This window comes from Stenotrophomonas sp., assembly GCF_032099025.1.
Classification (GTDB): Bacteria; Pseudomonadota; Gammaproteobacteria; order Xanthomonadales; family Xanthomonadaceae; genus Stenotrophomonas.
The window spans coordinates 42,832-55,165 of sequence record NZ_DAMCID010000017.1 but is presented as its reverse complement, the minus strand read 5'-3'; the positions used below and the strand labels follow the sequence as shown (position 1 = coordinate 55,165).

Here is a 12,334-nt window from a genome sequence, read left to right as displayed (position 1 = left end):
TCAGCGCGGCGACTGGAGCCGCGCCAATCCCTCGGTGGCGGAGACGGTGAGCGGTGCGGGCAGCGCGTCTTGCGGGAACCAGTCCAACGCGAGGATGGCGTCCGGCTCCAGCAGCGTCACCTGTGCGCCGTCCGGTGCGTGCACCAGATACACCGGCGCCACCCAGTGCTGCTGCAAGGCGGGCTCGAAGTGATCCACCACGCACAGCAGGCGCTCGATGCTTACCTGCAGACCGGTTTCTTCCAGGACTTCGCGCACCACCGCGTCTTCGACCTTCTCCATGAAGTCGACCTTGCCGCCGGGCAGGCCCCAGTGGCCCTGCTCGGGCTGCCGCCCGCGCTTGACCAGCAGCACGGCGCCATCGGCGCGCTGGATGACAGCACCACAGCCCAGGCGGGGCTGCTGTTGGGGGGTGGTTGGGGGCATGGGGGTTCTCCTGGGACGGGTGCATTATCGCCGGACAGCGGCAGATGGCGCGGACCTAGAGGGTGACGTCGACATCTTGCAGGCCGCCGGAACCAAGCGAAAGCCGCTCATCCTTCTGTCCTAGTTGGGCTCCTTCATCACGAAGTCTCATACCGTCCGCAGAACTTCAAGCGCGCGGAAGGCTTCTTCTCTGGCCCAATCAAGTATCCATCGAGATAGTCAGCAACATTCCAATCGTCCCAATAGGCCAAGCCGTAGAAAGCATTGATGAACTCTTCAACAAGCGCCTATCCACGAACCTTGGCACCGATGAATCCTTTTGATCGCAAATTTTCATATGGATCCGCCTCACCAACTGGATTGCCACCTGTCCCGGAAAGCACCTTCCATCGACCGGAGTCAAGCAAGCCCTTTGTGACCAGCAGCAACAAAAAACATCTTCGGCACGCAACGCCGGAACCTCGTCTACCGAAGAATCCTGCCGGGCATCGAAGATCGCAACAGTGACACTGTCGAGGATCTGGCGCTCCCGCACAACAACCTTGGCGATGGAGCCCTACCCGTCCATCAGCGGAATGACGAATACGCTGCCGACTCCCTACATTGGGCGATTCATTGGCTTTACCACGAGACACCTGCGTTTCTATCTTCAACCGCGACCGCAACCAAGCCAGAGGTTATGCAGTTCGAACAACAACGGAGAGTTTCGCCGCGAATGCTACCCAAGACGACGGTCTCACGGACGACCGGATCAGTTGGCCACTTCATCGAAAGGAGGCTACAAGGGCATTGTGGTGGGTGTCGAAGAAGATCCTCGAGCAATCCACAGAGAAGACGAAGTACTCAAAGAACTGCATGTCCTGCAGCACCCCCACTATGCACGCTGGCTCCTCAATCCGGACGACCGGCCAAGGCGCACCTTCATCGTCGGTTACAGCGACATACACCGCTCCCTGCCCCATGCCATCGAGAAGATCGGTAATCCCTTGCTTCCAGACCTCCAAGTCCTGACCGTAGGCAAGGCTACTGCTGACCGACAAATACTCCCACCATCGATAGGCAACCCAATCCGCTCCATGGATGCCCGCAACCTTCCGCAACAAGGACTGAGCCTCCAGCGCCTCAACCAATGTCGCGCTGCGGGCAAGCAGGCATATCTCACGTGCAATTGCATCCACGGGCTTTCCTTCTGCCTTGCACACTGATCATTGCCCTCCATTCGTGCTGGGTGTGGAAGGGTCACTACTCAGGCAAGAGAGGTGGGCCGCCAGGCCGCTCCTGCATCCAGTAGTGTCGTCCAATCACCTCAAGCGTTCCAATCGAATCAGCTCCACCCCAGCGACTGCCTGCGTAGTAGCGTCCGGCGACGGTAACGATGCCGTCCTTCTGGATCATACGAGTGAACCTATCCCTCTCAGGCGCCGGCAGGTCCAGCGCAACGCCACCTGCGCCGCCAGAATAGAAGTAGAGGTCCCTTGATGCGAAGAGGTAGGGCCGATCGTCGACGACAGCCACATAGCCTGTCAGCTCCACATTTCGCTCGGCGGCGCTCGGCTCACTCCACAGCTCTGGAAATATCGCCTTGCAGACCAGTGTCGGCGAGCGCCCGGCGTCCGTATCCGGAATCGCGTAGCAGCGTCCGACGGATACCCGCTCATCCGCAGAAGCGCAGAAGCTTGAGATCAACAGTAGGCTGGACGGCAAGAGCAGCTTGGCAAGCATGAATGTGAATCCCCACTAGAGTTCCAGTTGGTCGGTGCGTGGTACGTCCACCCTGCTCCATATCACACACCGTACAAAGAATCGAAGAACTCCTTCCAGAGTCTGGCGACCTTACGTCTACCCACAGCGCCTAAGATCGCAAGGACGGTGACAGCTGTCGCACAGAGCAGGAGACCACCGCAGATCACGACCCCTACCCACCCCGGTAGAAAGAAGAGCATCCAAACGCCAAGGGCGACCACGACCGAGACGAACAGCACCCCGAAGATTCGGTTCATCGTATGACATCTCCGATTTCACTATTCGATCGCAGGGTTGATGGACTCCAGCGCGGAACTGAAAGCGCTGAGCTGACCGACACACCAGCGCGACGCCAAGGTCGGTGTGGCGGAGGCAGCGGCTCGAAGGTGAGCAGAGTTGCGCCAATCGACGTTGGAAAATCGACCCGAACAAGGCCGATAGCGATGATACAGCCGAGCACTACAGCTATCGACCTCCTCATTTGAACCGCCTCACCTGATCAAAAGTGATCTGCACCAAGGCCTAGCACGAGCGGCCTTGAATGAACTCGCGAATGCGCCGGCTCAATAGACTGGTTCGGTCCCATAGCGCTGCCACGGGAACTGCGGGTCCAGCCCGTCCTGGCCGTCTGGTAATTTTAGTGAAAATGCACCAGGAATCTCTCCGGCAACAACGATGAGCACGCGATCATCGGCCGCTTTGATGATCAGCCCCGCCTCAATGTGATATCGACCCTCATCCATCACCAGCAGCTGAATCGAGTCAACCACGAATCCTTCAACACAGAACACTGACAACGCTGCATCAACTTCAATGGAAGCGCCTGAGACCGTCACATTGATCGTGCCGTACTCCGCCCAATTTTCGGTCTCCGTACTGGACCCAGAGAGCTCCAAGATCCTACCGGACGACAGCTTGGCCTGCGCATACCACGCCTTCTCAAGAGATTGCGAACGTGGAACCGAGATCGACAGCAGGCGATGTCCGGCCAAGGCCGATGCAAGGCTCTCCCTCTTGATCCCCTCAACCTGCATTGGAAGGAGAATCCTGCCGTCAGCAATGGGAACGCTGGTAGTGAAGTGCATCATGGGACGCAGGAAGCTCCTCCGGCATCGCGGGCATTCAGCGCCTTGGTGTTCTCACGTAGAAAGGCTCGCAGCCCCTCAGAATCGTCATCCCCGGAACCGAAGTCATCATCCATCCTGGACATCATCAGATCCAGTCCGCCAAGACCATCTACGCACCTGGATACAAAGGCGCTCGTGGCCGCAAAAAGGGTCACGTCCTGATCAAGGCGCACCAGCGACCTGGACGACACCGAAAACACGTAATGATCACGGAGGAAGTTCGCGTCCTTCAACCAGTATTCCCTAAGTGAATCCATGGTGGGAACAACACCCAATGGGCTACCGCCGCTACTGAGCTGCGCAACTGACATGACCCATACCCGGCAATCAGGATCGGTCAGTTCTCGGTGTGTCGCAAGCCAAGCCTCCCAGACGTCAGAGGGCGCAAGATCCTCGTATAGGTTCCTGTCGAAGGCAAGTGCGGCCCAGGACTCGTCCATGACAGGACTGTCGGGCGGCCGAGCATCCGAAACAAAGACCCCGAGCAGATTCCTTAGATCCTCTTCCATCGCATCACACTCCTGAGTGTCCGAATCGTGGTTGCGGGAACTTCCTTCCGCCGCCTGTTGACCATTGCTGGTGCGCCGTCAGCCGCACTACTCCCACACGCCCACTGGCGCGACAGAAGGCGGGGCAGGTGCGGCGCACGAGACAGCCACTCCCCCCAATCGGACAGGGGAGTCATCTTCTGCTTTCTCGCAGCATCCCGATGATTTGCCTGGCCTCCGCATCATCAACCTCATGGATCTATCGAGCCACGCAGGCTGAGGGTTTCGCGGGTAAGCAAGCGGTGCATGTTGTAACGGTGATATGCGGCATACCCACCCGCGCCGAGCAAGATCCGCCTCCTTCGGCCTTCATTCGGCATCGTCGTGAGCTACCACATCCTCCAGGTCGCGAATAACCCTCATTGCCGCAGATAACTGCTCATCCTCGATCTCGCTACCTGTAAGCCAGTAGACAGCGAGCCGTCGTACGCGCACACCGTCGAAGGAAGTCAAGTATTTTGCTGGCAAGCCATAAACGCTAGGTTTAACGAACTCGCCTTCGGCGACTTTAGCTCGAGCCATAATTTCATCTAGCTTCGCCGCGCTAGCAGTCCCTTGCGCTGAAGTGCATCCGACGACCTCCATCCGGCCCCAAGCTCCACCCATCCCCGCTTCGAATCGCACAAGAACGAAAGACTGTAACGAGAGGAGTTTGCCTCAATGCTCTGGAATGCAATTCACCGGCGACAGGTTAGGGTCGCCGCACCCTGCGCACCCTTGAGGTAGCGAGCCGACTGCATGGCCGATGCCAAGTAGGCCGGCAAGACCGAGTACTCACTCCCACCACGACCCTCTGCCAGACGTGCGTAGTAGGAATGATCATCATCCAAGGACCACTTGACCTCCTGCTCGTCGGACCTCGCCGGAAGCGAGATCAGAGCGGCAGCGAGCGTCAGCACACCCCAGGCGTGACGATTACGGTTCGACGGATTCACGATAGTAGGTCTCTCTGCCTTGAATTCCGTTTTCCTTCCTGATGTCATTCTCCACCTCCAGCGAATGCTCTTCAGAGCCAGGCGTGGTACCCCACATACCACTAAGAGGCGTGGCGCATGATGACTGTGCGGGAAGGCGATTTGCACCGAGACTAAAGGGAGACGTCAACCCTCTCCATAACACCGACGCGATTCGCATCAATTGGATTGGCACGCGAATCCTTAGCATCATCTGCAATCCAGTGGAAAACACCAGTTATCCGAACGAACTTCGGATCGGATGAAGGCAGACCGGCAAGGAACTTTACGACCTTGGGGTTGTCCGCATGATAGACGACGACAGAGCTAAATGAGTCCCGCAACTGCAGTGAGTCCTGGGAAGGAAATGCTATCACCACATCATTCACACTTTCGACCCACGCACCCATGGAGATTGTCATTCCGTCAAAATGGCGAGGATCCGCGAGAACGCTGGTGAAAGACGTCATACAGATGACTGAATCGGCACTATTTCCACGAATCTTACACGCCGCGGGCACCGAATTCTTTTGACTGTCGCTCGACGAATTAGCGCAACCTGCGAGTGCGAGAAGAATGAGTGCCATTGCAGAGGAGTAACGATGTACGTTCATCACTTGACCTCAAAGAAGTAGCTTTCGGCTGATATGTATGCGTTCGGATTTGATCTTTGGGATTCCACTGCGTGGCTCATGCTCCTGAAGTCGAAGCCCATAACTGCCCCACTTGGCGCGGCAACGTAACTATTCACTCCAGCTGACCGAGCCCGCTCAAGGTCTCCACGATACAAACTTCCCTCCCATCGCCCACCGCAATAGCATGACCCTCGCCAGTAGCTAAATGCCGTATTTACGGGCTGCGTATGTGCGATCGCGACCCTTATGCCCGGGCCATTGTAGTTGCTCTGAGCCTGCATCAGACTCCCTGCACCCTGCCCAGACGTGAGGTCCCCTAACTCAAAGTTCACTACTGAAAAGGACTTGATACCAAGTTTTGCGATGTCTGCGCCCACCTCGAGCCGGGTGGCGATTGTGACGGGTCGGGCCACCTCTGCGAAGTAGCGCGCTGAACTCGATTCAGATTGCTGTCTATTTGGGTGCCATTTACCCTATCTATGTATGCCTGCGGGTTCTTCCAGATCGCAGCCAGTTGCCCGCCGGTTAAGCCACCCCCGCCTGCCCTTTGCTCCATGCGACAGTCCCAGTCCTTTCCACAGGCTGCGCGACCATCTGGATCGATAAATCTAGATGGATTTCCGTTTGCATACATATATCGGTGAAACATTCCGACTGGATTGGTAAGGGCAGTCACCGGATCCACCGACAGGAACACCCCCACCGTCGGATCCATATACCGCTGCTGCATATACGCCAGCCCGGTACTGCCATCCATCACGTGTCCGGTGTAGCCCACACCATCCTTCTGGGCTCCGATGCTCGCGCCATACGGCGTATACGCCGTCCGCTGCACCACCCCCGCCTGCTCATTGGTCTCGGCCACCGGGCTGCCCAGCGCATCAGTGTGCTGGTAGCGCACGCTCACCGCGCCACCTGCTGCTGTCTTGCGGGTTGCCACCAGGCTTCCAGCCAGCTGGATGTACTGCGTCGTTTCACCCGTACCCTGATCCCACAGGTACGCCAGCGCCCCACCCTGGCTGTACAGGTAATGCCGGTTCTTGCCACTCCCCGCATCGATCACCGAGCTGCGGCGGCCATGGCCGTCGTAGCGATAGCGCTCCAGGTTGGTGGCTTGCCGCAGCCGGTTGCCGAAGTCGAACTGATACGCCTGTCCGTTCTTGATCGACAGGTTGCCCTGCACGTCATAACCCAGGCCGATGATGCCGGCGCCGGCCGCGTTGCGCACCAGGGTCAGGCGGTTGCTGCTGTCGTAGTCATAGCGGCGCTGTCCTTCGCCCGGCTGGGTCCAGGTGCGCAGGTTGTCCAGCGCGTCGTAGCCGAAGCGGTACCAGCCATCGCCACCGAAGGCCGGTGAGTAGGCGGCAGTGAGCCGGTCCAGCGCGTCGTACTGCATCTGGCGGTCATGGCCGCTGCCCTGCACCAGGTCGTTGATGGCGTTGACGTTGCCGTTGACGTCGAAGCTGGTGAGCAGGTCCAGCGTGCCGCTGTCGGTGCTGCGCGCCGGCAGCAGCCGGGCGTTTTGCTGCATCTGGTGGACGATGCCGTTGCCGTACACGAACTGCTGCACCGCGCCGTTGGGGTAGTACTGCACGCCGGTGGCGAAGGTACCGGCCTGGGTGGGCTGACCCAGTGCATTGGGGGAGTAGCTGACCTGCAGGCCCTGCGGCCAGGTCTGCGCGGCCAAGTGGCCGTTGCTGCTGTAGCCCTGACCCAGGCTCAGATCCAGCAGGCCCTGCTGGCTGAGGGTTTCGCCGGTAAGCAGGCGGCGCTTGTTGTAGACGTAGGTGTTGACCACCGCCGGGGTGCCGTCGCCGTTCTGGGTGGTGATCTGCGCCGGCAGGCCATCGGGCGGGTAGACCCAGCCCTGGCTCTCGGATAATTCTCACAATGACCGCACCGGATCTATCTGGCACCACAAAAGCTTCGCCGCCTGCGACCGGGAATGTCCGACTCACTGTTTCCACGACATCTGCACCAGGTCGCAGACCGAACGGAGGCTTGGCTTCCTTGACCGCGCCATAGACAGCAACCACGCTGATCACGTGACCGTCGTGAATCCTGAAAGCGAGACCAGAAGTGATGAAAGTGCCACAACGGCTGCTCTATCGAATATGAAGGGAATGGGTGCGTTACTCAGCGTATGAAGAACGATGCACGCCGTGTGCGATCGAATTCGAACTGAGAGACCGGCAGCTCTCCCATCGACTCTCCCACAACGCCCTGGCAGTGCCGCTGAAAAGTTTCGTCCGCGTGTTCGATACTCTGTCCTGCGAAAAATATCGAGTAGCTATCCTTGTAGTCGTCGGCACCGTCATCAAACGCGCTTCCAAGTATCCAGAACATAGGCCCATCACTTTTTGCCAGAATCACCCGTGGAATATCATAAAAATCCCTGTACTTAACTATCTCTAGCAGCTGATTCACCGGAATCTTCATTTGATTCTATCCGCCTTAGGAACTGGATTTGGTTGAACTGGACCGAAGGAGCTCCCCTTCTTTCCTTCTGTTATGTTCACGTGATTTCCATTGACGTTTCCGCCAGATGTCTTTTCGGGCGAGACCTCAACTGTGCCTCCGCCAGCCCGAATATTGCCAGCAGTTGTTGGACGAATCGAGCCGTGGGGAACAGCAGCTCCCGCTTCACTAACAGTGTTTCCCTGCGATCCTGAAAAGGTTGTGCCGGGCGAGGGCATATCGCTTTGCCCTCCACGTACGATTACCGTGCCGTCAGGAACATCACCAGGAGCATGGAGATCACCAGGCCCAGACCTCCCGTTCGACGAAGCGATTGGAGCCCCATCTCGCCCTCTACGGACCGAATCTCGCCCTGTCGGACGTCCAGTGGGCCTAGTCGTAGGTCGTCCACCGTCTGGCCCGCTTCCTCGATTGTCGCCATCCGAGGCTTCGCTTCTCTGAGTACTATCTCTAGCTCCGGTTACCACCACGGGAAACAGGTAAGGCGCTGGCATTGAGATTGCCTGACGTCCATCCGGATCCGAGAACCGATATGGGCTGTTGTTGGCATACCTGTATCGATTGAATGCCCCGACCGGGCTACTGTGAGCTGTAACTGGATCAACGCTGAGGAAGCCACCCACCGTGGGATCCATATACCTCTGCTGCATATACGTCAGCCCGGTACTCCCATCCATCACATGGCCGGTATACCCCACACCATCCTTCTGCGCCCCGATGCTCGCACCATAGGGCGTGTACGCCGTCCGCTGCACCACCCCTGCCTGCTCATTGGTCTCTGCCACCGGGCTGCCGAGCGCATCGGTGTGCTGGTAGCGAACACTTGCCGCACCACCCGCATCCAACTTCCGCGTCGCCACAAGACTTCCAGCCAACTGGATGTACTGCGTCGTTTCACCGGTTCCCTGATCCCACAGATACGCCAGCGCCCCACCCTGGCTGTACAGGTAATGCCGGTTCTTGCCACTCCCCGCATCGATCACCGAGCTGCGGCGGCCATGGCCGTCGTAGCGATAGCGCTCCAGGTTGGTGGCTTGCCGCAGCCGGTTGCCGAAGTCGAACTGATACGCCTGTCCGTTCTTGATCGACAGGTTGCCCTGCACGTCATAACCCAGGCCGATGATGCCGGCGCCGGCCGCGTTGCGCACCAGGGTCAGGCGGTTGCTGCTGTCGTAGTCATAGCGGCGCTGTCCTTCGCCCGGCTGGGTCCAGGTGCGCAGGTTGTCCAGCGCGTCGTAGCCGAAGCGGTACCAGCCATCGCCACCGAAGGCCGGTGAGTAGGCGGCAGTGAGCCGGTCCAGCGCGTCGTACTGCATCTGGCGGTCATGGCCGCTGCCCTGCACCAGGTCGTTGATGGCGCTGACGTTGCCGTTGACGTCGAAGCTGGTGAGCAGATCCAACGTACCGGTGTCTGTGCTGCGCGCCGGCAACAGCCGGGCGTTCTGCTGCATCTGGTGGACGATGCCGTTGCCGTACACGAACTGCTGCACCGCCCCGTTGGGGTAGTACTGCACGCCAGTGGCGAAGGTGCCGGCCTGGGTGGGCTGGCCCAACGCATTCGGGGCGTAGGTGACCTGCAGTCCCTGCGGCCAGGTCTGCGCGGCGAGGTGGCCGTTCTTGTACCACTAATCAGTCGCTGCTGGCTTAGGGTCTCGCCGGATTTTGTTTTGGGAGGCGCACCTCATAAACCTCAATCAATGAAGCCATTGAGTACAGAACCCTTCCCCACCCACGCCATCATGAAGCGTCCGAAGATCACGGCGAGCATCTTGTTCCGCCTTCCTATTCGGATTGGTCTCAAGCACAAGAACAAGCAGCTTCTCTGCTCTCTTGCAATCGGGTTCGTTCTGCTTTGCGGATAACTTCGATGACAGATTGATCATCGCATAGTGATCTCCAAGGTCAACAGCCTTCTCAAGCCATCGGTCAGCGCTATCACCATCACCCACGGCCCACTGGTAGTGATTCGCCAGCCGAGTGGCAGCCCCAGCGTCGCCTGCGTTCGCCTTTGTTTCCTCATGCTTGATCTGGTCTTCATTCAGCCGGTGGCGCTGACCCGGTGTAGCGCTCTCGACATCCTGCTCAGAGCACGACGCCACACCCAGAACGACCCCAACTCCGAATATCAAACGCACGATTCTTAAACGCATATCAAACCCCTTTTCGGCGATCATTTTTTATGTGAGATCCTGTGGGCGCCAGCCGCCTATCTGGCTCTAGCTTTGTATCACGCGTTTTTGTATCAATCGATATACTCCGCACCTCAGCGCCTCGTACTGGAGCATTTCCGTCTGGAGTGAACTGCTGAAAGGCACCTCTTGGACTCAAATTCCAAGTGCAACACCCACTAACCCGGCGCAATCAGCGTAGATGACAGACACACTTTGGCACCCGTCGGGATCATTAAACTTGTAAGTATTCTCGCTCCCATATCGGCAACGATGAAAGCTACCCACGGGCTGGCTGTGTGCCGTCACCGGGTCCACCGAGGTGCCGGGGAATTTCTCAGCTTGCACTGCCCGCACCGTCATGTCGGCCGCAGAACCTCAGGCGTCCCAAAGGCTTCTTGTCAAGCGAAACTAAAAATTGATCAAGATAATTCGGCAAGTACCAATCATCCCAATCCTCCAAACCATAAAATGCATTAATAAAATCTTCAATAAATCCCGAGCCGAGAACTTTAGCGCCAATGAATCCGTTCGACCTGAGATGCTCGTAAGGATTCACCTCCTTGATCGGCCCTTTCCCATCAGATAGAACTCGCCACCGACCAGAGTCCAACAGGTCCTTCGTTGCCAAGATCAACGAGAAGACGTCGTTTTTAGTCAAGCCCGGGAGATTGTCGCTCGAGTACTCCTGTCTCACATCGAAAATTGCGATCGTTGCGCTGTTAAGAATCTCACGTTCCCTCCCAACGACCTGAGCAATACAGCCCGAGCCATCCAAGAGCGGAATGATAAAAACATCGCCAATCTCCCACTTCGACTTTGCGTTGAACTTTGCCATCACACTACCTACCTTCTTATCTTCGATGCCAACGGAGCCGGAGCACTGCCTCCCCCTGCACGATACCTCTCTTCTCGCATATCGTTCCTTTTATTCACCAATCCTCCGCCATTCCTACTAAGTCCTCCATGAGCACGAATTTGAGTTTCTTCGGCGACTTGCAGATCTTTTCCCGGATTAGCGCGCTCAATCACCTCATAGATGTGGTGGACCCCAAGAGACCTGTCATGAGAAAGCTGCCTGGTAGCTCACCCAGTTGCCGAAGCGGTCTTCCACGCGCGTGACATAAAGCTCGGAGCGCAGGCGGCTGGCGTTGGCCGGGTTGATCAGGTTGGCGGCGGCCACACGGGGCTCGTAGAAGCCGGCCTCCCAGTCGAACGTGTAGCGCATGCCATCGGGCGTGTGGGCCACGAAGCCCTCGCCGGCCGCGTTCTGGCGCGATGGCGTGCAGGAGAACCAGGTGAAGTCTGCCGTCAACCACGAATACGGCCCGCCGCTGGTGGGCCGCTGTACGGCCATACCCACCCCGGGGCAAAAAAAAAGGCCCGGCAAAACTGCCGGGCCCTTTGCCGCCGCGCCGATCAGGCGCGCAGCGATTCGATCAGATGCTGCTTACCAGCTGAAGCGCGGGCCGACCGACCATTCCTTGTCACCATGGCGATCCATCTTGATGTCGCCGTTGATGCCCCAGTTCTGGTTCAACTTCACCTGGCCACCCAGGCGCCCGTAGAACGCGCCGTCCGGATTGATGCCGTGCTTCTTGCTGTAATCCTCGTAGCCGGCCATTGCGTAGACTTCGGCGTGCTGGCCGAACGCGGTACGGATACCGGCTTCCGCGCTGTAGCCGTTGAAGTCCAGGCCTTCCTTCGGGTCGAACTTGTTGTAGGCAACGCGGCCCACGAAGTCGGTGCTGGTGGCGATTTCGTGGTTGTAGCCCACGCCGACGCGCCACTGGTCAACCTTGAAGTCGCCGATGTCGGTCTTCTGCTGGTTGTACTCACCAAACGCGTGGAAATTCGGCAGGAAGCCGTACGAGCCCTTGACGCCCCAACCATCGGCCTTGCCACCATCGGCATCGGTCTTGACGTAATCGCCTTCGGCGTAGTTGTAGGACAGGCCTTCAGCGGCCGAAGCGCCGAACGGAAGGGCGGCGGCGAGCGCCAGGGCAAACAGGGACGTCTTCATGGGGGTACACCTTTTCTGTTGTTTCGGTCGTGCAGTGGCACAAGCGGCTTCTGCATCGGGAATGTAAATTCTCCGTTATTCGACACAACGCGCCCTGAAGTAAGCCGCTTTCGGCTCCGTGAATTTTGGGCAACCATTCAGTCACGCCGTGGCATATACGCGCGCGCTGCATTTTTCAGGTGTTTTGCGCGTGTTCGCGCCGCACGATGAACCGCGCGTTTACGACGCGGGCG

Annotated in this window: 15 protein-coding genes; all 15 read right to left on the bottom strand. The window is 58.3% G+C overall.

From position 1 onward, the window contains the following. The 15 genes from RT456_RS13200 to RT456_RS13130 all read right to left on the bottom strand — a co-directional run bounded on the left by RT456_RS13200 (position 1) and on the right by RT456_RS13130 (position 12,101). On the bottom strand, positions 1 to 426 hold the full coding sequence (locus tag RT456_RS13200; RefSeq protein ID WP_313347364.1) for an NUDIX domain-containing protein: 426 nt from the start codon (positions 424 to 426) through the stop codon (positions 1 to 3). A gap of 764 nt (positions 427 to 1,190) precedes the next feature. After that, the gene (locus RT456_RS13195; RefSeq protein WP_313347362.1) at positions 1,191 to 1,604 is read right to left on the bottom strand and encodes a hypothetical protein; all 414 of its coding nucleotides are present in this window, start codon (positions 1,602 to 1,604) and stop codon (positions 1,191 to 1,193) included. 64 nt (positions 1,605 to 1,668) lie between these two features. Further along, entirely contained in the window at positions 1,669 to 2,148 is a 480-nt protein-coding gene (locus RT456_RS13190; protein WP_313347361.1) for a hypothetical protein, read from the bottom strand. A 62-nt stretch (positions 2,149 to 2,210) separates the two neighbouring features. Beyond that, entirely contained in the window at positions 2,211 to 2,426 is a 216-nt protein-coding gene (locus RT456_RS13185; RefSeq protein ID WP_313347359.1) for a hypothetical protein, read from the bottom strand. A gap of 306 nt (positions 2,427 to 2,732) precedes the next feature. Then, positions 2,733 to 3,257, bottom strand: coding sequence for a hypothetical protein (locus tag RT456_RS13180; protein WP_313347357.1), 525 nt, complete (start codon positions 3,255 to 3,257; stop codon positions 2,733 to 2,735). After that, a complete protein-coding gene (locus RT456_RS13175) occupies positions 3,254 to 3,805 on the bottom strand; it encodes a hypothetical protein (protein ID WP_313347356.1) in 552 nt (183 codons plus the stop codon). Before RT456_RS13175 ends, RT456_RS13180 begins: the two co-directional genes overlap by 4 nt. A 348-nt stretch (positions 3,806 to 4,153) precedes the next feature. Next, positions 4,154 to 4,429: a hypothetical protein gene (locus RT456_RS13170; RefSeq protein WP_313347355.1), complete on the bottom strand. Its 276-nt coding sequence runs from the start codon at positions 4,427 to 4,429 to the stop codon at positions 4,154 to 4,156. Between the two features lie 502 nt (positions 4,430 to 4,931). Continuing rightward, the gene (locus RT456_RS13165) at positions 4,932 to 5,411 is read right to left on the bottom strand and encodes a hypothetical protein (protein ID WP_313347354.1); all 480 of its coding nucleotides are present in this window, start codon (positions 5,409 to 5,411) and stop codon (positions 4,932 to 4,934) included. Between the two features lie 352 nt (positions 5,412 to 5,763). Then, entirely contained in the window at positions 5,764 to 7,230 is a 1,467-nt protein-coding gene (locus RT456_RS13160; RefSeq protein ID WP_313347352.1) for an RHS repeat-associated core domain-containing protein, read from the bottom strand. Between the two features lie 338 nt (positions 7,231 to 7,568). Further along, positions 7,569 to 7,871 carry a hypothetical protein gene (locus RT456_RS13155; protein WP_313347350.1) on the bottom strand — a complete coding sequence of 101 codons (303 nt, stop codon included), beginning with the start codon at positions 7,869 to 7,871 and terminating at the stop codon, positions 7,569 to 7,571. Further along, on the bottom strand, positions 7,868 to 9,463 hold the full coding sequence (locus RT456_RS13150; RefSeq protein WP_313347348.1) for an RHS repeat-associated core domain-containing protein: 1,596 nt from the start codon (positions 9,461 to 9,463) through the stop codon (positions 7,868 to 7,870). Before RT456_RS13150 ends, RT456_RS13155 begins: the two co-directional genes overlap by 4 nt. 141 nt (positions 9,464 to 9,604) lie before the next feature. Beyond that, complete coding sequence (locus RT456_RS13145) at positions 9,605 to 10,084, bottom strand: hypothetical protein (protein WP_313347346.1); 480 nt, start codon at positions 10,082 to 10,084, stop codon at positions 9,605 to 9,607. A gap of 331 nt (positions 10,085 to 10,415) precedes the next feature. Continuing rightward, on the bottom strand, positions 10,416 to 10,916 hold the full coding sequence (locus RT456_RS13140; RefSeq protein WP_313347344.1) for a hypothetical protein: 501 nt from the start codon (positions 10,914 to 10,916) through the stop codon (positions 10,416 to 10,418). 225 nt (positions 10,917 to 11,141) lie between these two features. Beyond that, positions 11,142 to 11,435 (bottom strand): hypothetical protein, encoded by a 294-nt coding sequence (locus RT456_RS13135; RefSeq protein ID WP_313347342.1) that lies wholly within the window; start codon positions 11,433 to 11,435, stop codon positions 11,142 to 11,144. A gap of 93 nt (positions 11,436 to 11,528) precedes the next feature. Next, entirely contained in the window at positions 11,529 to 12,101 is a 573-nt protein-coding gene (locus RT456_RS13130) for an Ax21 family protein (protein ID WP_313347340.1), read from the bottom strand. Positions 12,102 to 12,334 lie beyond the last annotated feature (233 nt).